Source organism: Streptococcus suis, assembly GCF_902702775.1.
Lineage (GTDB): Bacteria > Bacillota > Bacilli > Lactobacillales > Streptococcaceae > Streptococcus > Streptococcus hashimotonensis.
In genome coordinates this window covers 222,289-245,713 of the sequence record NZ_LR738724.1, presented here as the reverse complement: position 1 = coordinate 245,713, position 23,425 = coordinate 222,289, and the positions used below count along the sequence as shown (strand labels likewise).

Below are 23,425 nucleotides of genomic sequence, written 5' to 3'. Positions count from 1 at the left end.
CTTAAACCTCCTCGACTTCAATTTGAGAATACAATACTTCTGAATGTTCTAAGTTGACATAACCTGTCTGTTCTTCCTGAGCATTTAACATGCCCAAAACGTTTGCATTTTTTAGTAGTTCGACATCAGGTAATGCATGTTTCAAACTAGCTGCAATACCTGCAACGGTTGAATCACCCGAACCTACTGGATTGACGACATTTATTTTTGGAATTTTAACACGATAGAACTTGTCATTGTGCTTGGCAAAAGCCCCCTTTGCCCCCAATGATACGACTATCCATTCAATTCCTTGGAATAATTGACCAGATAGAACTGCTTTTAATTCTTGAATATCATCTGTGACATTTTTGCCAATTAACTGTGATAACTCCTCTGTATTCGGCTTGATAACTGTCGGCTTCTGCTGGCTTTCTAAAACGTTTTTCATGGCCTCACCAGAACAATCCAGAACAACAGCCACACCACATTTTTTACAAAGTTCAATGACCTTAACATAGTAGTTGCTAGCAAGTCCCTTAGGCAAACTTCCTGAAATAACAACAACATCTACATTGTTCAGAATAATTTCTAGATGTTCGATAAAATTCAAGGCTTCATGTTCTTGAATAGTTGGTCCTTGTTCTAAAATCTCCGTCTGTTGACCATCGTGAAGGACCGCAATGCAATTACGTGTTTCATTCCCAATTTCCACAAAGGAATTTTTAATATCATTTCGAGTGAGTTGTTTCTTTACATAACTTCCAATCTCACCACCAATAAAGCCAGTAGCCACAACATCTTCACCGATTTGTTTCAAAACTCGTGTGACATTGAGCCCCTTGCCTCCAGCTGTTTTTTGAACTTTTTCTACTCGATTGACCGTATCCAAATGAAAGGTATCCAATTGATAGGCAATATCAACGGACGGATTTAATGTGATCGTCAAAATCATGTGAGCCTCCTAGTCGTGGTATTCTCCACGATCCCACTTTTCAAGAAATTCCGTAAAGAACTCTGGATTAGCCTGCTCTTGATTGAGCGTTTCAACTGCTGCAATCTTTTCAATCAAACGTTTGTTTGCTTCAGTTGGTTTGTATTCTGCTTTAATGAAGGCTTCAATGATGTCACACATGAGCAGCTCGCCCGTAATCTTTCCTCCAAAACCAATGACGTTGGCGTTTAACTCTTCTTTTGCATAGAGTGCAGAGGTCATATCACGAACCAGGGCTGATCGAACACCAGGTACCTTGTTTACAGCATTGTTGATTCCAACACCTGTTCCACAAATACAAATTCCCAAATCTGCTTGTCCGCTTGCAACAGCTTCACCAACTTTTTTACCAAAGATTGGGTAATGAGTACGAACATTGTCATAAGTCCCAAAGTCCAATACTTCATATCCTTGATTTTTCAAATAATCTACCACAGCGATTTTTTCATAGGTTACAATATGGTCACAACCGATTGCAATTTTCATCTCTTCTTCTCCTTTATTTACAACAATTAGCACATTTTATTTAGCATATCGACACGAATTTGGTGACGGCCACCATCATACTCACCTTCAACAAATCCTTTAACAATATTTTTAGCAATTCCTTCTCCTACAATCTCACTACCGATTGTAATAATACGCGAATTGTTGTGTCCTCTTGTCATATAGGCAGAACGTTCGTCTGAAACTTCTGCAGCAATCATGCCTTTGACTTTAGTTGCGGTCATAAATGGACCAACACCATAAGCATCAATCACAATACCAAGATTTCCTTCCTCTTGATTGACTGCTGCAACTACTGCCAAAGTTGTATCAACAAAATCACTTCCATCACTGACATCTTTAAAGTCATATGATTTCTCTAGCAAATAATCTTTAATAACGTCTTTTAGTTTTGAGCCCGCTGGATCAGCACCGATAATGATTGTCATAACCTATCTCCTAACAAAAATAGAAAGTTGTAGCCATATGTGGCAGAAAATCGTTGTTTTGCAAAACTTAGAAAAGCGTTTTCGCTTTTTATGTTTAAATTATACAACCAAACAAACATAAAGTCAACATATTTTGTTTTGTTTTTGTTTGTTTTTTTCTTTTACAAACAAAAAACCAACATTTAGCTGTTGGTTTTGATCACTTTATGATTTCGTAGAAATAATTTCAATGTGGTTACTTAATAATTGGTAATTTTCATCCTTTGCATTCATATCTGTCACTAGAGCAGTTACATCGTTCAAATCACAGAAGGAAGTAAAATCATCTTTTCCAATTTTCGAGGCATCTAGCAGTAGATATTTTTCTAAAGAATGTTTAATGGCAATATTTTGCGTATAGGCTTCAGCTAGGGTAGAGGTCATGACATCAGTTCCCTTAAGTCCGTTACCTGAAAAGAAAATCTTGCTGAATCGCATTTTTTCTAAACTTATATTGGTAATTTCTCCTACAAACGATTCTGTCACTTGGCGATATTCTCCCCCCAGGAGAAAGACCTGAAAATCCTCTGTCTTCTTTTGAGATAAGATGGTAAAAACAGGCATACAATTTGTGATGACAGTGAGACGAGGATTTTTAATAGCTTCAGCCAGAAAGGCAACTGTTGTTCCTGGACCTAAAAATACCGTGTCTCCATCTTCTATCAACTGTGCAGCCCTTTCTGCTATCTCTTGCTTGGCTTCCTTATTTTGAATGTGTTTCTCAGAATGAGAATATTCACGATATTGAAATGCCTTATTACTTCTAGCACCGCCGTGTATTTTAGTTAAGACCCCCTGCTCTTCCAATTCGATAAAATCACGTCGAACCGTCATATCAGTAACATTTAGCAATTCAACAATCTCAGAAATTCGTACCGTACCTTTTTTATTTACCAATCGTGTAATTTCTTCTAGTCGTTCTCGTTTATTCATGTTTAATCCTTTGTTGTTTTTTTACATTATATCAAAAATCAACAAGAAGATGTTGGAATTTTGAACATTTGTTCGAAATTGATTGGAGGTTATTTTCTAGCATCGTTTGTTTGAAAGATGTCACATTAGTGAAAAAAGGGAAGAAGATAAGTGGACGCCTTTAAAACTATCTTAAATATTTAGCAAAATATTCTTTAAAGACATACGGTTCTAAACTCTTTTGAGAGACCTCTTTAGAAAGTTTAATGCATTCTTTTGCAGTTCCTTTTCCTGGTCGCAGATAAAATGCTCGTATCCCCTGAAGTAATTGTCCGGCACGGGAATGATACTCTTGATTTGTCATCTCATCTAAACGAATATCTACTGCGAGTGCGAATTTATTCCCATAAAGAATATCCTCTTCATATCTATGCCTAGTCATATAATCTTTAATATCATAAAGCATAGAATTCATATTTCTATAATTTGGTGTTCCTACTAACGCTCTACTCGCTCTATTTATACCGTCAACATAACTATATGCATCGTTTAGAGAATTAAAATCCCAAAACCTCTTAGAATCGAAATACTTATATTCCCTATCTAATTGTGATTTTAATGCTCGTAAAATAGATAATGCAGTACTCTTATCATTATTTTTTATTGCCATATAGGCTTCGTTAACCCCATCATTATAAAAATCAATGTGTTGATTAATTTCAGAACCTAAAATACCAGTAATATCAAATTCCAACAATTCAGTGTCTAATGTAATCATACTTCCTCCTTACTAAAATCTACACATCAACGAAAGACAAAACATCAACAATATCATCTAATTCGAAGTAATCTTGTGCCTTTTCAATAATCTGTTTATCATTACTCGGCATATAAATAATTAAATTTTTCATCGCCCTAGTAATAGTGACATAAAATAATTTTCTCATTCTATTTTGAACGTTCTCATTAGGAGAACCTTTTCCAAACAAGGTATCAAAATTATATTGATTCCATTGTCCATTATCTAATAAAACTAAAACATTCTCATATTCACTACCTTTAACCTTATGCTGCGTTATAACAGATACATATTCTCTGAGATAAGCAATACTATTTACATATTCTTGAAATGGCATTATCTTAAGTCGTGACCATAAATAATGTCCCCTACTTTCAATAAAATTAGTAAATAAGTCATCCTTTGAAATTAATCCACTTTCCTCTGCAAGTTCTATGACTTCTCCAATTGTAATATCATCAACAGAGATTTTTGTCATAACTTTAGATAAACTAATTTTATCTTCTGACGAAGTTATATTAAATTTAGTAATACGTAAGAATTCATTATGCTTACCTGTTTTATACAGCTCTAATAGCTCATAGATTAAATCTAACCTTTTAAGAATCCTATCCCTATCTGTGCCCGCTTCATATCTACTACTTAATCCATTAAATTTATAGGCTAATAAAGAATCTTTGTTAACTTTACACTTACTAATCACTTCTTCAAATGGATATGTCTTAATTTCATCGTAAAAAGCCAAAAGTTCTGGAGTAGATTTAATCACATCAATTATTAATGGGCCTCCACTTCCAACAGATATTTTAGCTTCTTCTACTAGTTCTTCAAACGTTTTTCCTTTATCAACTATCTTATCTTTATTGATTTTTTTCTTTATACCTGTAATTAATTTCACAAATAAATCAGTATTATATAATTCAAATAACTTAGAGAAACCTGCCATTTCTGCATTAAGTTTATGTGTCAGACGTAATTCTTTTGTTTTTTGGGGTGCATTAAATTCTAACTCTCTATATAGTTGACTACCTCTAAGAATTTCAAGTTGCTTAATATCACTCCCATAGACAAATTTCACTGTTCCTGGGATGATACTTCCATTATCCATATTAGGTGCTTTATCATCATTGGAGGGAGTTTGAACCAATCCATCATCTCTAAATTTATTAGCTAAATCAATAACTTTTTTAGGATTGCGACGATTTTGAGCTTTTGCTATCTTTTCTAAATTATACGAACTTAAGTCTCCTACGCCTGAGTCATAGATGGCTTGCATAGAATCTCCAAAAAATCCCACAATATTTTTCTTTGTTCTATTTTGTACATATTCCAATAAAATTTTTACAACTAACGGACTGGTATCTTGGTATTCATCTACAAAGATATAATCGGCCGTATCAATCAAAATATCGCATAACTTAGGGTATGTAGAAAACATTTTTTCAGCTAATATCAGAATATGGTCATGACTAATTTGGACGCGATTATCAATTATACTCATTGAATACCGTTCGCCATAATCTACACGAGTGTTTTCAAAATAAGCAACTGTAAGTGGATCTTCACTTGGATTGTCAAGAGGTCTAATAAATGCTTTCTGCTCATCATCATTTATTAACTCAATTAAACATAATTTGATTTCTTTTTGAAATTTTCCAATTATATACCAGATAAATTCATGAATCGTTGAGACCTTTAATTTATCATTAGTTATCCGCTCTCTAATTTCTGCAACAGCATTGTTAGTATAGGTAATACATACAATGGATTTATCTGGCTCGTCTCTTGAAATTTTTTCAATTATTACAATTAATGAATAAGTTTTTCCGCTGCCGGCTCCACCTTCAAGAATAAAATTTTGATTCCGTTCAATTGCATCAAACACTTTTTCTACTTCCGGCTCTATTGTTCTCTCAACCATAATAACCCCTCTGAAATATATTTAGGAACTTTCCAAGTATTTTTCTCATCTTCAAAATATAATAAACTGGATGCAAATGCAGATTTTTTGTTCACTTTATTCCTAGCAAATTTATAGAAATCTTCTATCTCACCATCATCAAAATTTTCTAAAGCTTCATATTCAATAAGACCATCTTTTCGTTTAATAATGAATTCTTTATTTAAACCGATAAAGGCATCCTCAAAACTAGCAGGCTGATAACCGTTGTCATCTTCAGGAATTTGATATGCAATTCGAAAATTCCCAATGCATTTTTCATCTTTTTGTTTTTCAGCCACTAATTCAAATTGAGTCTTTGCATCAGATTTCAAATTATCTTTTCCAAAAAAATCTATGATAGAGTTATTACTAATATGAGTACCGTCTATAGGAGCACAAGATTTATTAACAGTACGCACTCTTCCATTTTTATCCGTTATTTCTTCTTCCTTCGTACTGTCTATGTCCGTAATAATTAGTACTTTAATTCCTAAAAATTCAAATAGTTTCCTAAATACTTGTGAATGAGCACCTGTTTCAATGATTGAAATGTTTTGAGAAAGTAATGGCATTATATTTGAATTTTGTTTTATCGGATTAGCTATATCCACCTTTTGCATCATCGTTGGCAGTAAAATTCTTTCCGTATCACCCTCAATACAGATCACTTTATCAGCGAAAAATAATTCACTACTATTAAGAGTAAGATATTGCTTCACAAATTTATATCCAAGTCTATCTATACCATATTCTTCTTTTAAAGAATTAAAAGCCTTTGCTGTGGCAGTACCATTATTGCGCTTAAAATAAATTAAATCATTAAAATCACAATCAGATACAATATGCGATGAGTGAGTTGTAATTAAAGACTGGATGTCGTATGTATTACCTTTTCTTTTAAGCTCCTCTACATGTTCTGCTAATAAATCTTTTATATTCTTGATAAAAACATATTGCAATTGTGGGTGTGTATGCGACTCTGGCTCCTCAATATAAACCAAATTAATATCAGCAGGTTTATTTTTTATATCTGACATTAAAGTCTCAATTTCAAAAATCATTCCGTATAGATTTAAATACCCCAATCCATTATAGGTTTCTGGCAACAAACTACCATCGTGTCTATAATATAGTGTTGTATTATTACTTATAATATCTTTTTCAGACAGAGACGAATAAATTGCTAGTTCTGCCTCACCATCACTTCCACCAAATCTTTTTACTCGTTCAAATACCTGAGTAAAAATCCCTTTGCTGTTACCATCCCCACTATACGCTTTGGTTAAAGCTTCATCTGCCTCTATAATTGCAGATTGAAGTAAATTTTTTGCAGCATTATCAATATCATCACCATTATTTGATTTATAAAATAGATTTGATGTTTTAGATAACGAACGGTTATTTTCCTTATTTGATACTTCGCGACTTGCACTAATTCCTTTTACTTTAATAACTTTATGAATGTCTTTCATTTCAAGTAAATCAGACTTTTCTTCCGTCAATTTTTGAGTAGCAGGATCGTACCCTAGTGAAAAAACTTGCATATCGAAAAATTCACTCATATTTTTCTTCATAAATGACTCAAAACTTGAAAAATCATCTATGAAGTCACTAATCTTGTTATTTAAGTCACGGAGTTTTTGAATAGGAATTATATACGAAAATTCAAGAATGATAAAATTATTATCAGGATTTAAATCCATCATAAATGGCTGGATGTTTTGATAAGAATCTTCTTCTGAGTACTGAATCCAAATTTGAAGGTTTATTCCTAAAATAGGCTCTAATTCCGAGTCAGGGGTATCTGAGACCTTTTTTATATTTTCAAAAATTACTTTTCTATGATGTAAATTTATATCTTCCCAGGTTAAACTAGAACTTTTATTGATTATCTTTTCCAATACAGATAAAACTGATGTTTTACCGCAATTGTTTTTTCCAACAATTAATGACAATTCACTCTTCAACTCTAAAGAAAAATCCTTCAATAGACGATAATTTTGAACATTAATTTTTTTTATTTTCATAATTTTCCTCTCTATCTCTGTTACACAACTCCCTCAACCGCTCTTGTCCCACCTTCAACATCTCTTCCTCGACTTTATTCCATTTTCCAAAGAGGCATTCTTGTAGCACTTCTGCTGCGGAACCTTCATCAGTTTCAGAATCATAGACACAAGTTTTATCTCTTTGATAAATTTGAATCTGGTCAAAGAGTTTTTCACTTTCTAACTCCCTCAAGTTATCAACCAAGTTATCAACAATCCCATCGTGGTGTTCTTTTGGTGTTGCCCTGGCCTGATTGGGATCGATGGCATAAAGCTCTTCGTAACGAATCAAGGTGCTGAGATAAGAAAGCTCTGGTTTGGTACCAATTACAGCTAAAGAAACTTGGTATCCTTTCGAAGCTAATAATTGAGCAGTCTGACAAGGAACTTGAGTGGTACGCAAAGTCCCTTCAATCAGCAAATGATAACCCTGCGTGCTGAGTTCGTCAACCAGATGCTCTACCATTTTTCCTGCAAATCCCTTGGTATAGTCCACGCTGTCCCTGCCATACTTTTCTTGCAGGGCTAAGTAATTGGGATGTTGAGAGCGGTAGCTATCACCATCGATGATAATGATATTGCCTTGAAATTCTTTTTGCTTGATACGATGAATAGTCGTCTTACCTGCTCCGCTTTGTCCACCAAGTAAGATAGCTTTCGGTTGATCTGGAATCGTCTTTCCTCGGGTTAAAGCCCGAATTGTTCGTTGTAAAGCTTTCTGAAACTCAGCCACACTAAATTCTTCCAACTTCATTAAGCCACCACCCGATGATGCACCATATCTAACATCCGCTCAATACCGTCTAAATAGCCATTGTAACGCTCGATTTCATCGAAAGTATCGACAAGGTAAATTTTCGTATTGATCAATTCAGCCAAATCATCACTCATGAGAATCCAAGGATTTGTTTCATCATCAAAAGCAATATCTTGACTATCCTGATATCTATAAAGCTGTGATAAAATGGCTGCTCCACGTTCTTTTATCACTTCTACTTTTAAAGTCAATTGGTAATCTTCAACAGGTGTTAACATCTTGTCCTCCCCTACAATATCGATATAAGAGACATTAAATTTCTGACAAATACGGTCGATAAGTTCTGTTGAAACCGTACTGGTCCCATTTTCATAACGACTCAGGCTATTGCGTGAAATCCCAACCATTTTCGCAAATTCTGGCTGTGTTAAATCGTGTGTCCGACGTAGTGACTTGATGTTGTCTCCAATCATAGATAAAGACCTCCTCATATTTGCTTTCATTATACCATAAAAAACGGATAACGCACCAAAAATGGTGCATTCTTATTTTCTTATTTTTGGGTTAGCCGTCTGCAAGCCCCCTCGGAGAGCGTTTGTAGTTTTGATGGACCACAGGACTGTCAAAACTACAAAAACGTTACTTTTTGGCAAAAAGTAACAAAAAGCTAACTGTATCTGAGAGGAATATTTTAACCTTTCCCATCCGCTGGCACAAGTTCAAGGTCTATTTTCTTGAAATTTTCATGAAAATGTTTTGCTATGTGACTGGAGGAAAAAACATGTCTAAAAAGTTTTTAGCCGAATTTATCGGTACATTTATGTTAGTCTTTATCGGGACTGGCGCTGTTGTTTTTGGTAATGGTGTAGATGGTCTTGGTCATCTTGGAATTGCATTTGCCTTTGGTCTTTCTATCGTAGCGGCTGCTTACAGTATCGGTACCGTTTCAGGTGCACACTTGAACCCTGCTGTTTCATTGGCGATGTTCATCAACAAACGTTTGAATGCACAAGAATTTGCTACTTACGTGGCTGCACAAATTTTGGGAGCAATCCTTGCCTCATCAACCTTGATTTTCTTCTTGTCAAATGCTGGACTTTCAACAGCAAGTTTAGGAGAAAACGGATTTACAACTGTAAATGCCGCAGGTGCTTTCTTGTTTGAAGCAATCGCAACCTTTATCTTTGTTTTGGTTATCGTTACAGTCACTTCCGCAAGCAAGGGCAACGGAAAAATTGCAGGTCTTGTTATTGGCTTGACTTTAACTTTGCTCATCATCTTGGGCTTGAACGTGACAGGTCTTTCAGTTAACCCAGCACGTAGCTTGGCACCAGCTCTTTTTGTAGGTGGAACTGCACTTAGCCAGGTTTGGGTCTTTATCCTTGCTCCGCTAGTTGGTGCTGCACTTGCTGCCCTAGTAGGTCAACATTTATTGGAAACTGAAAAATAAGTTCAACGTCATTTGAGATGTTAACAAAAACAGAAAACTTCGCTCATCTGGGCGAAGTTTTTTGATTTATGATTTCCACAAACCGATGGGTAAATTGAGCAGTCATTCCCCAGATATTTTCTGGTAGATTTTCATAAAAGGGGACGGAGCGTTTGTGATGACTGAAAGGATAGTCAACCCCGCCTCTCAAACGTTCAAAGGGAAAGTCACAATCTGGGACAATCTGTGAATCCAGTTGATAATAGACAGGGGCCGTTTTCAGCAAGGTTTCCAGTGGAACTGTAAAGAATCGAGCCACTTCATCATTGGGTTGAAGAGTCTGCCAGTCCAAGTGAAGTCGACCGACAAAACAGCGAATCGTCGAGCGGCCAAAAACTAGATAATCGATTTCCCCTAGCAACTCAATTTGTTCCTGTTGAATGTCAAGTTCTTCTATAACCTCACGAATGGCAGCTTCTTCTGCTGTCTCGCCTTCATCAATTCCACCACCTGGGAAGGAGACTTCTCCCGGTTGAGAAATGGACTCGCTCCGAATCTCATATAAGACCTGCCACTGATTGTCTGACCAGACTAAGGGCAAGAAGACCGCATAGGAACGTTTTTCACCCAAGGGCTGGGGCTGATAGTCTTTCAATAATGCCTGCAATTGATCAGTCATGGCAACTCCCTACTAACTAGTGATTTGTGTTTATTTTAATGAATTTTGTGGCATCTGGCAAGAACTTTGTCTAGATAAAAAACTGAGAAGTTTCCTTCTCAGTCTAGTCCTTTATTTTCCTTTTAACATGCCCATAATGCCACGAGTCACCACGCGCCCAACTTCCCGTCCGACCTGGCTCATCAGGTTCTTGGTAAAGCGGTCCATCATGGAATCTGTTTTGCGACTGGCTGGCTGACTAGCTTTTTGTGCTGTTTTAGCCGCTTCTTTCTGGGCTTTCTCTTCCATTTTTGCGGCTGCCTTAGCCTGTTTTTCCGCCTCGGCCTGCTCGGCTTTTTTGATGAGTTCGGCTTCTTTGGCCTCTGTCATGGCTAAAATCTGCTCGTGGGCAGATTCACGGTTGATCGCGTCAGCATATTTTTCCATCAAAGGAGAGTTGTTGATGACTGACAAGAGGGCGCTCGGCTCCACCGTTCCAAGCATACTCTTCGGTGGATAAATCAAAACCCGATCCGCAAAGCTTGGTGTGCCATCTGCTTGAAGGGTAGACACAACAGCTTCCCCCACTTGCAACTCCTGAATGACCTTAGCCAAATCCTTATCACCTTCTTGACGGAAGGTTTCGGCAACAGTCGCAACTGTTTTGAGCTCTTTTGGTGTAAAGGCGCGAAGACCGTGTTGGATGCGATTTCCCAGCTGGGCTGCCACGCTATCAGGAATATCCGTCGGATTCTGCGTTACAAAGAAGACACCTACACCTTTTGAACGAATCAAACGAACAATTAATTCAATCTTTTCAAGAAGAACTTTTGGAGCATCTTTGAAGAGAACATGAGCCTCGTCAAAGAAGAAGACCATCTTAGGTTTGTCCAAATCGCCCACCTCAGGCAGCACTTCATAGAGTTCTGACAAAAGGCTGAGCAGGACTGTCGAATAAAGAGTTGGTTGATTGAACAGCTCAGTAGCTTGAAGAACGTTAATAACACCACGGCCATCTTCTGCTGTACGCATCAAGTCAGCAATGTCAAGGCTTGGCTCACCGAAGAAAATCTTACCACCTTGTTGCTCCAAAACGACCAGACTACGTAAGATAGCACCAACCGAACGAGCTGGAATATTTCCATAATATTGGCTCAGCTCTGCTGCATTTTCAGCCACAAAATTGAGCATAGCACGCAGGTCCATTAAGTCAATCAAGAGAAGACCACGCTCATCTGCCACGCTGAAAACGATATTCAAGATGGACTCCTGAGTATCATTCAAACCCAGTAAGCGCGTCAATAAGACAGGCCCCAGCTCTGAAATAGTCATGCGGACAGGAGTCCCATTTTCCCCCAAGACATCCCACAACTCAACTGGATAAGCTACGGGACTATAATCTGTATAGTGAGTCTTCTCTAGACGACTAGGGTCAATCTCCTTGGTATTGGCCGCAACCAAACTATTCAAATCACCCTTGATGTCCGATAGAAAGACCGGGATTCCCGCATCACTTAACTGCTCCGCCAAGACCTTTAAGGTCACGGTCTTCCCTGTACCTGTCGCACCTGCGATGATTCCATGACGATTGAGTCGCTTGAGCTGCATCTCTGCTCGACTGCTTCCATAGCCAAAAGCAATAACATCTGACATATTCTAGCCTCTTTTCCGATTTTTTCTAGCTTTATTGTAGCATAGTTTTTGGAAAAATAGCAGAGCAGACAACTTTACATTGGATATACCAAGAGAAAAAGAAAAACCCGACGAATCGGGTTCTCTATATTATAGATACAAGAATTTGAATAGTGCAACAGCGGCAATTGATGCGATAATTGGAGCACATACACCAACCCAAGCATACCACCATTTTGAATCAGCCTTGTTTTCACCAAGAACAGATTTTGGAAGAAGGGCATGGACGATACGTGGACCAAGGTCACGTGCTGGGTTAAGACCAGGACCTGTTGGACCACCAAGAGCCGCAACAAGTGCCATAACTAGGAAACCAATGCCTAAGTGAGCAACTGCAATTGAACCTGCAGTATAGGGAGCAGTCATTGTCTCAGCGACTGTTTTATCATAGCCTTGTTCAATCAATTTACCAACCAACTCTGCACCAAAGAAATGTTTGGTCAAAGCAAGGGCACCGAAGAACAATACAAATGAACCAACGAACTCATTCAAGAAACCATTAGTTGTCGCAGCTTTACGGCTTTCTTTTGTTCCGTTATCAAGCGCACTGATAGTTGAGAATGAACCAAGAATATGGTTAGAATTTTCAGTTTTCAAGAAGTAAGGTTTGTAAACTGCTACAACCACTAACTGACCAAACATTGCGCCTAACAATTGAGCAACAATGTATTGAGCAACGTGAGCCCAAGGGAAGAGACCTGAAACAGCCAAACCAAGTGTGAAGGCTGGGTTGATATGGTTACCAGAAACGTTACCAAACATCAATGCTGGCATCATAACTGCCAAACCATAGCCAATCGCAATGAGAATCCAACCAGAGTTGTTTCCTTTTGTGCCTTTTAAATCAACGTTTGCAACTGTACCATTACCAATGATAATAAGGAGTGCAGTCGCTAAAAATTCAGTGATATATTTCACTGTCCATGTAACATCCATATTTTTCTTATATTTCCTTTCAAAAGTTAAATTTTTTTTGGACAACAACCATTTTATCAAGTATAATAAACAAAGTAAAGCCATTCGACAAAAAGAAAACGTTTACCCTATAAAAGTAGTAGATAAAGTGAGGAGATTAGGATGGGAGCTACCCAAGATACACTACTATATACAATTGAAAAAAGCATTAAGAAAAAAGCAGATTTGTTTGAACACAGTTTTTCTGCCTACGCTGTTCGATCGATGTTAGCCAGCCTCTATCTAGGTTTGGGGATTGTCATTTCTCTTTATACCGCAGATAAACTCAACCATGTCGCAGAAGGACTCGGGAAATTTAGCTATGGGTTGATGTTTGGTTGGGGGCTACTCATGATTTTATATATGAATGCCGAACTAGGAACATCCAACATGATGTATATGACAGTAGCCAGCCATCGAAAAACGATTCCTACTAAAACAGCCCTCAAGATGTTGGCAACCTGTATCCTTTTCAACTTTATCGGTGCTGTCCTTGTTTGTTACTTGGTTTCATTGACACTGCCTTATCAGCACGTTGATGCTCACAGCTACCTATTTGAAGCGACAGTGACAAAACTAGAAAAAACACCTCTTACCCAGTTTATTGAAGGAATCTTTGCTAATATTGTTGTGAATATCGGCGTATTTACCTTCTTACGCATCAAAGATGATGCCGGACGTCTCATTTCCGTTATTTTCATCATCTTTATCTTTGCTTTCTTGGGATATGAGCACGTCATCGCAAACTTCTCCCTTTTCTCATTGGCCTTTTTTGCAAATGGTGGACCAGTTGAGGGAATGACTCTATTAAGTGTACTAAGTAATTTCCTCTTTTCTGGACTAGGAAACTACGTGGGTGGCGGTCTCTTTATCGGACTTCTTTATAGTTGGTTGAATAATCAATCCAAACTTTATGTAGACTAAAAAAAACTACGGTTGAAATTCCTACCGTAGTTTTTTTATTGTAAGATAATCTGCGCAACTATAGGACTAATCACCACATACATGATACCTGTAATCCCAATAGCTAAGCCAGCCATCGCCCCTTGCGTATGCCCATATTTTATCGCTGTACCCGTTCCAATGGCATGCCCTGTTCCTCCCAAAGCAAGACCAACAGCTACCGGGTCTTCAATTTTTAGTAACTTTAAAAAGACTGGGCCAAGAACACTTGTCAGAATCCCTGTTGCAACAACGACTACAAGAGTAACAGTTGCTATTCCTTGCATTTTATCAGTAATACCAACAGCCATAGCAGTGGTGACTGATTTTGGAAAAAGAGAGATTGCTAGAAAAAAATCCATTCCAAACCATTTGGCAATTAGGGCAGTAAAGACAGTATTGACAATACAGGCAACAAAAATTCCCAAAAGAATACTTCGAATGTGATGTTTCATTAGATGGAAAGAACGATACAAAGGAATACCCAGAGCTACTGTTGAAGGCACAATAAGCATATTTAGATAGGAACCTCCTGCATAATATTCCTTATAGGAGATACCTGTCATTTTTAAAAAGACAATAATCAATCCTGTAGCTACCAACAGTGGGGTTGTGATTGGATGAGGAAATCTTCGATAAATCAGCATTCCAATTAAATATGCTGCAATTGATAACATAATACCAAAAATAGGATTGGAAAAAAGTTCAGTCATGAATTCCCTCCGTATCAATGTAGTCACCTTCAAACTTTTGCTTCACAAATTGAACAACAAAACCAATTACTAAGATATTTAAAAAAATGGCGCCTAAAATGACGATGATAATAGGAAGTAAATAATCTTTAATTGCATCAAATCTCTCCATAATGCCCACCGCTGCAGGCAAAAAAAGAATGGTCATGTTAGCCAGCAAAAAATTTCCAACCGTATGAATGTGGCGAAGACGAATCAATTTGAACTCTAGGGCTAAAAATAGGAGGATTAAGCCAATAATACTTCCCGGAATAGGAAGATGAAAAATAGTCGAAATAGCTTCTCCTAAAAATGAAAATACCAGAATAATCATAAACTGAACATATAGTTTCATATTTACACCACCTTAAATACTACTAATCCATCTGAGGTCATTCTCTTTTAGTCTAGAAAATCCCTTAATGTCAGTACTGTTATTAAGTTTACTACTCTGAAAATATTTTTCAAGGCTATAAAACGTTTACACATTAAAAATTTGTCTTAAGCTATTTTATTTATTTTGCACATAATCACTTGACAATTTATTTTTGTAGGTGTATATTTAATATATAACAAATTTTGATATATACAACTAAATACTATATATCAAAACCGAACCTAACTAACAACAAAGGAAAGGAGCGTCCTATGCATTTTCCAGTCCCCGCAGTGCTGACAGAATTTCTCATCATGGCTATTTTGGAATCCGATGATTCTTATGGCTATGAAATCTGTCAGACCATTAAATTAATTGCCAACATCAAGGAGTCCGCCCTCTATCCCATCCTAAAGCGATTGGAGCAAAATGACTTTTTGACTACTTATTCCCAAGAATATCAGGGTCGTATGCGCAAGTATTATAGCCTAACTCAGTTAGGTCACGAAGAATTGGTCCGACTCAAAGATGACTGGGATACCTATACAAACACGATAAACGGCATCATAGAAGGGAGCGTCCGCCATGACAAGAACTGAATACATGGAGCAGTTAGAAAAATATCTCAAAAAACTGCCCCACAAAGAATACTTTGAAGCCATCAGCTTCTTTAATGAGTATTTTGACGAGGCTGGACCAGAGCGTGAAACAGAAATTATAGAAGAACTTGGTTCACCAAAAGAAGCTGCCAGCGAACTCATCAACAACATGCTCAACAAACAGATCCAAGAGGAGAAGGATCAACAAGAACCTATTCAACTCAACTGGAAACTCTGGGTTGGTCTGGGAGCCTTAAGTATGACAGGTCTCTTCTCTTTCTTCCTACTCTTTATCATGGGAGAGTTCATCGGAGTCATTCCTCTGTTTGCAACTCTTATCCTCGGCGCCTTTCTCCTCGGTCGCTACTTCCGTAATTTTAGCCAAACAAAACGAACGCTCTGGTTGGCTATCCTAGCTGTCATTTCCCTGCCTATCGCCATTCCACTTTTGCTTATTCTCCTAGCTAGTCTATTGGGATTGGTGGCGCTCATCTTGGCCCTCATTGTCGGTGCCTTTGTTCTGGGTGTCGGACTTCTCACCAGCGGTGGCTATCTGATTTGGGAAGCCTTTAGCCTTATGTCAGAAGGTTTCAATATCTTCCTCATGGGGTTTGGCTCAGGTTTGTCTTTGATTGGCGGAGCTATTCTCATCTACATCTTGACTGGATTTTTTGCCTACTGGTCTTGGCGACTGGTCAAGGCTTGCTTCAAATGGATCTTGAAACGAGGTAAACGAGCATGAAAAAGAAACTAACCATCGCCATTATTATCGGCTTTGTCAGCCTGATTGCAGGCTTAATTCTGGCTGGCATTGGATTTTTCACAGGAGGCGTAACCCGCTTAGAAGAGGTTGCTGCTCCGACGGAAGTCCATAAGACCTTCACAGATTTGAATACCATTAAAATTGACTTTATCCCCCACAGCGTCTATATCAAGGAGTCTAGCGATAGCAACTACCATGTGACCTATGCCAACTCCGACAACAATATCCAAAACCCTCTAAAACTCAGTGAGAAAGACGGCGTCTTAACCCTCTCTGCACAGGAACTAAAATTTGCCATTGAGGGAATCATGCAGTATCTGGGAGAAAGGTTGGCCCAACGTCGCATCAATGTCTTCTCAGTCACCATTGAAGTGCCTAAAGGGAAGACTCTGAAAAAGCTTACAGGATATAGTTCCTATTTATATAATTATGGAGGCTTTTCCATTGAGAATGCCCATATACAAGAGGTTGACCTATCCGCTGGTATCTTCCTTGATAATGCACAAATTGACAGCGGTAAAATCACAGCTGGTTACTTTGAAGCTGTGAATTCTGCACTCAGAAATACCTCTATATCTGCAAATGAAGCTTCAGTCAATTTAATCGAAACCAGTTTGGAAAATGTTACAATTAAAAACTACCAAGAACTAAATGCAGATCAATTGACTATCATAGGAAAAAACGTCCTCACTCCTTCCGAATACAGCCTATCTGTTACAAATATAAACCTAACAGATAAGAGCTTACAAGACATCAATCTGAATATCAGTACACAGCTGGACATCAAAACACTTGCGGAACACTTAGGCTACCACTATGAAACCCTTGAAGAACTAAAGCAAGCTGTTGGTGATATGAGTTACTTCAACGAACAAGCTGAAAACGTTGGTATTTTCACTAAAGATAAGTATCAAACATTATCAATCAAAAAAGAGGAGGATAAACAAACCTTAACTTTGGAGAAAAAAGAGAGCAATAATAGCCTGACCATTACTTCAACTAACGCAACCATTAATTTACGAACACCAACACCAAAATAACTACATCGACCAAAAACCAACTGTCCACATTGTGAGCAGTTGGTTTTATTATTATTCATCTTTTTGATTATAAATCAAGAGACCTAGTCCCATAAAGCCTACTAAGAAGAGGCTCAGCATCCAAACTTGATGACTACTATTTCCAACCATAGAAATGGTTTGACGAAGGCCTGAAACAGAATAGGTCATTGGAAGATAGGGCTGAATGACTTGGAAGAAACGTGGGCTGAGTTCGATTGGGTAGGTACCTGCGCTTGATCCAAGCTGTAGTAACAAGATAATTAAACTTGCGAAGGAGCCGAAACGATTGTTCCAACCCACCAAGGCTGTAACGAGGGCCATAAAGGTCCATGAAGCTAAGAGGATTAATCCCAAGGTTGCCATAGGATGAGCTGGATCGATTCCAATCAAGCGAAGAACACCGTACAGAATCAGTGCTGCTAGGCTGGCTATCGTACCATTCAGTAACAATTTCCCTTTAGCCCAATCCCAACGATTTTTGTAGGAACGATTATCAATGTGTTTGACAAAAATAACATTCGCTGACAAGGCTGCAACCATTAGTGCGACAGATACCATGTAAGGAGCCATTCCGACACCGTTGGTTTTCACCTCATCTTGATCACTGTGTTCCAAGGTGACTGGCTGAGAAACCGCTTGTGCATTTTTGTCTTCTACAGAGATGACTGATAGTTGTTGACTGGCTGAGCTGAGTGAATTCGTTAGGGTTTCACTGCCTGTACGAAGACTGGAAATACCGCTTGTCAAGGTTTGACCGCCACTAGCTAATTGATCCGCACCAGCAATTAATTGCTGACTACCAGATGCCAGTTGTCCTGAACCGCTGACAAGTTGACTAGAGTTAGCAGCTAAGGTTGCCAATCCTGATGTTAACTGGCTACCTCCAGATTGGATGCTACTATTATTCGCAACCAACTGGGCTCCACCTGTTGCTAATTGGGCAACACCTGCGGTATAGGCTGTTACTCCTGACATGAGTTGACTCGCTCCATTTGATAATTGCGTTTGAAGTTGACTCACACCACTCGTCAAGGTTTGAGTTCCTGGTAGAACTTGCCGGTTCAAAGCGGTGTTGACCTGACTCAAGCCACTTGATAGGTTTTCAATGGCTGTTGTAGCTCCTGGCAATGCTTGATTGGCAGCCGTGTTAATCTGACCGACAGCTGATTGTAGCTGGCTCATTTGTGTTGCCATTCCAGAAAGACTTTGTAGGCTAGATAAGGCTTGACTGAGTTGAGACAATTGACCCAAAATCGTTTGGGCTGCTGTCGCTGTTGTCGAAGGCGAGTTTTGGAGGGCGCCAACCAATTCAGCTTGCTGATCAGCTGTCAAGTTCTGATAGGTAGCCGTTGCTTGCAAGGCTGCAATGCTGGCTGTTTTATCAGCTTGGGCTGCAGTCAACAATCCTTGAGCTTGAGCCCCCATCTCTGTCAAGAGGCTAGATAGAGTAGAGGTATCTACTGCAAGTCCTCCTATACTTGAGAGGCTATCATTTAATTGACTGATGGCTGCTTGCAACTGAGGAAGTCCTGTCAATAAGGCCTGTATCTGACTAGACTGTTCAGCAGACAAACTAGTTGAACTAGCGAGTTGCTTCAAGCCTGCCTGCAATTGATTGGCTCCCGTTACCAGTTGTTCAACCTGGCTTGCTCCTGATTGCAATTGTCCCACCCCAGCGATGAGCTGAGAGGAATTGGCATTTAATTGCTCCGCACCTGAAGCAAGACTCGCCACCCCATTTGTGTAGGTCGTTAAGCCACTGGACAGTGTTTGACTGCCTGTCGCAGCCTGATTGACTCCATCTGTATAAGATACAAGACCGGTGGCCAATTGATTTGCTCCTGTCACGAGTGATTGACCCGAAGTCGTTAAAGTAGTCAGTCCATTTGAAAGTGTTTGACTGCCTGACTCCAATTGACTAGCTCCATTTGTTAATTGTTGGCTACCATCTGCCGCCTCGACCATGCCAGATTGAATCTCTCCCATACTGTCAAAAACGGCAGAGGTGTATGTTTCGGTAATCGTCTCTGAAACAGATTCCTTTAATTTCTCCATAGCTGATTCGCCCATCTTAGAAGCGACAAAGCTGTGACCTTTAGAGGTTTGGTAAGAAATCGTTAGTGGTTCAGGCTGATCCGTCAAGAGACTAGATGCTTTTTCTGATAAATCTTCTGGTAGGGTGATGACCATATAATAGTCCCCTTCTTCCAAACCTTTTTCCGCATCCGTTTCTGATACAAAGTGGAAATCCAGACTCTTGCTCTCTTTCATATTATCCACCATATCATCACCAATGGTGAGGGTTTTATCTTGAAAGCTCGCCGACTGGTCTTGATTGACAACTGCTACAGGCAACTGGTCTAGTCGGCCGTAAGGATCCCACATAGAGGTTAGGAAACTAATGTTATATAAGGCTGGGACACAGGCAATACCAATAATGGTAACCAAAGTCATTGGCTTTTTTAAAATATTCTTCACTTTTCGTAACATAAGCAACTCCTTTAGACATACTGTCCAAAAACTGATAAAATACATTATACAAGTATCATTTTCAAAATCAAGTCAGAAGAATTGTTTTTGGACATTGTGTCCAAAAATGTTCAAAAGGAGAAATTATGGGAACAGATAATCGGAAAGAACGAACTCGACAGGCTATTTTGGAAGCTATGGTAACCTGCTTGGAATCACAAGGATTTAATGACATTACAACCACCCACCTAGCCCAGACTGCTGGTATCAGTCGTTCCAGTTTTTATACCCACTATAAGGATAAGTACGAATTAATCGACTCCTACCAACAAGGACTTTTTCACAAATTAGAGGCTATATTTGACCGTTATGATGGCAATCGCCAATCATCATTTTTAGAAATTTTCGAGTTGCTCTATCGTGAAAAATTGCTTTCCGCCCTACTGACCCATAACGGAACTCAAGAAATCCAAAATTTTCTTATCAATAAGGTCCGACTTCTTGTTGCCAATGATTTAGCGGAGCGCTTAGGAAAAGAGAATTTATCACAACTGGAAAAAGAATACAGCAGCATCTATTTTTCACATGCCTTCTTCGGTATCATGCAGGTATGGATTAAAAATGGTAAGCAAGAATCTCCTCAATATATGACCGATTTTCTAATAAAAATGTTACCTTAAATGTGACTTTTTACCGCCACTTTCTGGGGAATATGTTATAATATCCTTATCTTACGCAAACGTTTTCAAACAGGAGATTATGATATGATTCAAGCTGAACATCTATCAAAAACCTATTCCATCATAGATAAGGAAGTCGGTCTCAAAGGTTCGATTAAGGCCTTTTTCAAGCCAAAGAAAAAGTCAATCCCTGCTGTTCAAGACATTTCCTTGCAGGTAGAAAAAGGCGAAATCATCGGCTATATCGGCTCTAACGGTTCTGGTAAATCCACCACCATCAAAATGCTTACCGGAGTTCTCTTCCCAGACCAAGGACAGGTTCGCATCAACGGACTCAATCCGCAAGAACACCGTAAAGAAGTCAATAAACAAATTGGAGTTCTCTTTGGGCAAAAATCCCATTTGGATTGGAACTTGCCTGTCCAGGAATCTTTTATCCTTCACGCAAAAATTTATGATGTTCCAGATAAGGTATTCAAAGAGCGATTGGCTGTCTTGATTGACCTATTGGACTTGGCTGATATTATGAAGCAACCAATCCGTAATCTGTCACTCGGTCAACGGGTTCGCTGTGAATTTGCGGCTATCTTTATCCACCAGCCTGCCGTCGTTTTTTTGGACGAGCCAACCATTGGTTTGGATGCCAGCGTTAAGGAGACCATTCGCTCCTTCATCCGCTATATGAATCAAGAATACCAGACCACTTTCTTGATTACTTCCCATGATATGAAGGACATTGAAAGCCTCTGTGAGCGGATTTTTATCATTGATAAGGGCAAAAAAGTCTACGATGGTTCACTGACCGTCCTCAAAGAACGCTTTTCCACAGTCAAGACCATTCTCTTCTCCACAGAAAAACCAATTGAACAGGACTTACAATTGGAAGGCTTGGAATTTGTTCGTAAAGATGATTTTCACTTTGAAATCCACTACCAAAGCAAGGTCTGGACTAGTGCCCAGGTGATTGAGCAAGTTTTCAATCATTATTCAATTGAAGATGTCACCATGAAGGAATTGGAAATTGAAACCATGGTCCGCCAAATTTATGAGGAGGGTATCCATGCGTAAATATCTCTACATGACCCGCCTGACCATGATGAATGCCATGCAGTACAAGGCTTTCTTTCTAGCGACTTTCGTTTCACTGGCAGTGAAGATTTTGGTGGCTCTCTATGTCTGGAAAACCATTTTCTTCACTCAATCAGAAGTCAATGGCTTTACCCTGCAAACCTTTACTACATACATCATCTTTGCTAATCTACTAGCCAGTTTAAATTCCTTCTCACTCGGAGAAGATTTGTCCTACAGCATTTTGAAAGGGAGCATTGCGGGGGAATTTCTCAGACCCTATTCCTTTATCCTAGCCCTCTTTTTCAAAGACCTTGGAAATAAACTCTTGGAACTGATAAAATTTGCCATCGTATTTATCGGTATTCTACTTGTTCATCAAGATTTCTACCTGCCTGACGGCCAGACCATTTTGCTCTTTCTGGTCAGTTCGATTTTAGGGATGTTTATCGTTCAATTACTGGATATGGCTTTTGGCTTCTTAGCATTTTTTACAGTCAATGCCTGGGGAGTCATGCTTCTGAGAATGGGACTTTTCAATCTAGCCTCTGGGGCGCTTTTGCCACTCAGCTTCTATCCACAGGCTGTGGAAAACTTTTTGAAACTCCTTCCCTATAATTATGCGGTTAACGTTCCAGTTTCCATTTTATTGGGACAGGAAAGCGATCTAACAGCTTTGGGACTGCAAGTTATATGGATACCCATTCTAGCCTGCTTCATCGCCGCTCTTTGGTCCCAAGCCAAGCGTCGTATTGTCATTTTTGGAGGTTAACATGAAGAAATATATCAGCCTCTATCTATATAACATCAAGGTCTACATGATGGCCCAGATGTCCTTTCGGGTGGACTTCTTCATCGGGCTATTCTCCTCTTTGATTGAACAAATTGTCTACCTGATTTTCCTCAACATCCTCTTTGGAAATATCAAGGAAATCGCTGGTTTCAACTACGGTCAAATGCTTTTCATCTATGGAATAGCAACCGTCGGACGCTCCATTCACTTGATTTTCTTTGACAATCTCTGGATGTTTGGCAGTCGCTACATCCGACAAGGCGAATTTGAACGCCTCCTCCTCATGCCTGTCAATCCTCTTTTTCAGCTTATCTGTGAACGAATCCAGCCACAAGGAATCGGAACAACCCTCATCGGTTCCCTTGCACTAGCCCAAGCTTCCAAGGAACTGGGTATGGAATGGAGTCTTGGAAAACTAGCCCTACTAATCTTTATTGCCATTTGTATCGGCCTACTCTATGCAGCTATTCAGCTCGGTCCAACTGCTCTAGCATTTTGGATTGTAGAATCATTTCCTTTGACTATGGGAATTTTCGCCCTCAATCAGATGGCTCAATACCCACTCAATATCTATCCAAAAATCATTCAAATCCTGCTGATTTTTGTTTTCCCTTATGCTTTTACAGCCTATTTCCCAGCCCTCTACTTCCTAGACCTGTCTATGTGGGGACTGGCTTTGCCACTGGTTGTCCTGATCTTATTTACCATCAATTACAAACTCTTCCGCCATGGTATGACCAAGTTCACCAGCGTTGGAAATTAAAAAAAGCTAGCATTCTCTGGATTGAGAACACTAGCTTTTTTC

24 protein-coding genes are annotated in these 23,425 nt (G+C 38.9%); 9 read left to right on the top strand and 15 right to left on the bottom strand.

Annotated features, from left to right (window positions below; genetic code table 11):
• Window position 1: 1 nt before the first annotated feature.
• The 9 genes from GPW69_RS01340 to pezA form a co-directional block, all read right to left on the bottom strand.
• Window positions 2-934, bottom strand: coding sequence for a tagatose-6-phosphate kinase (locus tag GPW69_RS01340; protein WP_074391388.1), 933 nt, complete (start codon window positions 932-934; stop codon window positions 2-4).
• Window positions 935-943: 9 nt separating this feature from the next.
• Window positions 944-1,459, bottom strand: coding sequence for a galactose-6-phosphate isomerase subunit LacB (gene lacB, locus GPW69_RS01335; RefSeq protein WP_002941130.1), 516 nt, complete (start codon window positions 1,457-1,459; stop codon window positions 944-946).
• A gap of 26 nt (window positions 1,460-1,485) precedes the next feature.
• Complete coding sequence (gene lacA / locus GPW69_RS01330) at window positions 1,486-1,908, bottom strand: galactose-6-phosphate isomerase subunit LacA (protein WP_018031056.1); 423 nt, start codon at window positions 1,906-1,908, stop codon at window positions 1,486-1,488.
• Between the two features lie 204 nt (window positions 1,909-2,112).
• The gene (locus GPW69_RS01320) at window positions 2,113-2,880 is read right to left on the bottom strand and encodes a DeoR/GlpR family DNA-binding transcription regulator (protein ID WP_074391387.1); all 768 of its coding nucleotides are present in this window, start codon (window positions 2,878-2,880) and stop codon (window positions 2,113-2,115) included.
• A 166-nt stretch (window positions 2,881-3,046) separates the two neighbouring features.
• Window positions 3,047-3,637, bottom strand: coding sequence for a hypothetical protein (locus GPW69_RS01315; RefSeq protein ID WP_074391386.1), 591 nt, complete (start codon window positions 3,635-3,637; stop codon window positions 3,047-3,049).
• A gap of 19 nt (window positions 3,638-3,656) precedes the next feature.
• A complete protein-coding gene (locus tag GPW69_RS01310; RefSeq protein ID WP_074391431.1) occupies window positions 3,657-5,579 on the bottom strand; it encodes an ATP-dependent helicase in 1,923 nt (640 codons plus the stop codon).
• The gene (locus GPW69_RS01305; protein WP_074391385.1) at window positions 5,561-7,627 is read right to left on the bottom strand and encodes an ATP-dependent nuclease; all 2,067 of its coding nucleotides are present in this window, start codon (window positions 7,625-7,627) and stop codon (window positions 5,561-5,563) included. The genes GPW69_RS01310 and GPW69_RS01305 overlap by 19 nt, the downstream gene beginning before the upstream one ends.
• Window positions 7,608-8,402, bottom strand: coding sequence for a type II toxin-antitoxin system toxin PezT (gene pezT, locus GPW69_RS01300; protein ID WP_074391384.1), 795 nt, complete (start codon window positions 8,400-8,402; stop codon window positions 7,608-7,610). Before pezT ends, GPW69_RS01305 begins: the two co-directional genes overlap by 20 nt.
• Window positions 8,402-8,878, bottom strand: coding sequence for a type II toxin-antitoxin system antitoxin PezA (pezA, locus tag GPW69_RS01295; protein ID WP_074391383.1), 477 nt, complete (start codon window positions 8,876-8,878; stop codon window positions 8,402-8,404). The genes pezT and pezA overlap by 1 nt, the downstream gene beginning before the upstream one ends.
• Before the next feature lie 308 nt (window positions 8,879-9,186).
• Here pezA and GPW69_RS01290 point away from each other — a divergent pair, with 308 nt between their 5' ends.
• Complete coding sequence (locus GPW69_RS01290) at window positions 9,187-9,855, top strand: MIP/aquaporin family protein (protein ID WP_074391382.1); 669 nt, start codon at window positions 9,187-9,189, stop codon at window positions 9,853-9,855.
• A 43-nt stretch (window positions 9,856-9,898) separates the two neighbouring features.
• On the opposite strand, the gene GPW69_RS01285 is transcribed toward GPW69_RS01290, so the two are convergent.
• The 3 genes from GPW69_RS01285 to gla form a co-directional block, all read right to left on the bottom strand.
• A complete protein-coding gene (locus GPW69_RS01285) occupies window positions 9,899-10,513 on the bottom strand; it encodes an NUDIX hydrolase (RefSeq protein ID WP_044751282.1) in 615 nt (204 codons plus the stop codon).
• 111 nt (window positions 10,514-10,624) lie between these two features.
• A complete protein-coding gene (locus tag GPW69_RS01280) occupies window positions 10,625-12,145 on the bottom strand; it encodes a helicase HerA-like domain-containing protein (RefSeq protein ID WP_024406801.1) in 1,521 nt (506 codons plus the stop codon).
• A 129-nt stretch (window positions 12,146-12,274) separates the two neighbouring features.
• Entirely contained in the window at window positions 12,275-13,120 is an 846-nt protein-coding gene (gene gla / locus GPW69_RS01275) for an aquaglyceroporin Gla (protein WP_024384741.1), read from the bottom strand.
• A gap of 141 nt (window positions 13,121-13,261) precedes the next feature.
• Between gla and GPW69_RS01270 the strand changes: the two genes are divergently transcribed.
• On the top strand, window positions 13,262-14,062 hold the full coding sequence (locus tag GPW69_RS01270; RefSeq protein ID WP_074391381.1) for a formate/nitrite transporter family protein: 801 nt from the start codon (window positions 13,262-13,264) through the stop codon (window positions 14,060-14,062).
• A gap of 35 nt (window positions 14,063-14,097) precedes the next feature.
• On the opposite strand, the gene GPW69_RS01265 is transcribed toward GPW69_RS01270, so the two are convergent.
• A complete protein-coding gene (locus GPW69_RS01265; RefSeq protein WP_002937552.1) occupies window positions 14,098-14,793 on the bottom strand; it encodes an LrgB family protein in 696 nt (231 codons plus the stop codon).
• A complete protein-coding gene (locus GPW69_RS01260; protein WP_002941098.1) occupies window positions 14,786-15,166 on the bottom strand; it encodes a CidA/LrgA family protein in 381 nt (126 codons plus the stop codon). Before GPW69_RS01260 ends, GPW69_RS01265 begins: the two co-directional genes overlap by 8 nt.
• 293 nt (window positions 15,167-15,459) lie before the next feature.
• Here GPW69_RS01260 and GPW69_RS01255 point away from each other — a divergent pair, with 293 nt between their 5' ends.
• From GPW69_RS01255 to GPW69_RS01245, 3 genes are read left to right on the top strand one after another with little or no spacing between them, the layout of a single operon-like run.
• Window positions 15,460-15,786 (top strand): PadR family transcriptional regulator, encoded by a 327-nt coding sequence (locus GPW69_RS01255; RefSeq protein ID WP_002937550.1) that lies wholly within the window; start codon window positions 15,460-15,462, stop codon window positions 15,784-15,786.
• On the top strand, window positions 15,773-16,528 hold the full coding sequence (locus GPW69_RS01250; protein ID WP_074391380.1) for a DUF1700 domain-containing protein: 756 nt from the start codon (window positions 15,773-15,775) through the stop codon (window positions 16,526-16,528). The genes GPW69_RS01255 and GPW69_RS01250 overlap by 14 nt, the downstream gene beginning before the upstream one ends.
• Window positions 16,525-17,589, top strand: a complete 1,065-nt coding sequence (locus GPW69_RS01245; RefSeq protein WP_074391379.1) for a DUF4097 family beta strand repeat-containing protein — start codon at window positions 16,525-16,527, stop codon at window positions 17,587-17,589. Before GPW69_RS01250 ends, GPW69_RS01245 begins: the two co-directional genes overlap by 4 nt.
• 51 nt (window positions 17,590-17,640) lie before the next feature.
• Here GPW69_RS01245 and GPW69_RS01240 read toward each other — a convergent pair whose 3' ends face one another.
• Window positions 17,641-20,100: a YhgE/Pip domain-containing protein gene (locus GPW69_RS01240; RefSeq protein ID WP_074391378.1), complete on the bottom strand. Its 2,460-nt coding sequence runs from the start codon at window positions 20,098-20,100 to the stop codon at window positions 17,641-17,643.
• Between the two features lie 125 nt (window positions 20,101-20,225).
• Here GPW69_RS01240 and GPW69_RS01235 point away from each other — a divergent pair, with 125 nt between their 5' ends.
• From GPW69_RS01235 to GPW69_RS01220, 4 genes are all read left to right on the top strand, one after another.
• Window positions 20,226-20,759, top strand: coding sequence for a TetR/AcrR family transcriptional regulator (locus tag GPW69_RS01235; RefSeq protein ID WP_015646379.1), 534 nt, complete (start codon window positions 20,226-20,228; stop codon window positions 20,757-20,759).
• Between the two features lie 84 nt (window positions 20,760-20,843).
• Window positions 20,844-21,827, top strand: a complete 984-nt coding sequence (locus GPW69_RS01230; RefSeq protein ID WP_074391377.1) for an ABC transporter ATP-binding protein — start codon at window positions 20,844-20,846, stop codon at window positions 21,825-21,827.
• Entirely contained in the window at window positions 21,820-22,599 is a 780-nt protein-coding gene (locus tag GPW69_RS01225) for an ABC transporter permease (RefSeq protein WP_024384749.1), read from the top strand. The genes GPW69_RS01230 and GPW69_RS01225 overlap by 8 nt, the downstream gene beginning before the upstream one ends.
• Before the next feature lies 1 nt (window position 22,600).
• Window positions 22,601-23,383 carry an ABC transporter permease gene (locus GPW69_RS01220; RefSeq protein ID WP_024400374.1) on the top strand — a complete coding sequence of 261 codons (783 nt, stop codon included), beginning with the start codon at window positions 22,601-22,603 and terminating at the stop codon, window positions 23,381-23,383.
• Window positions 23,384-23,425: the final 42 nt, after the last annotated feature.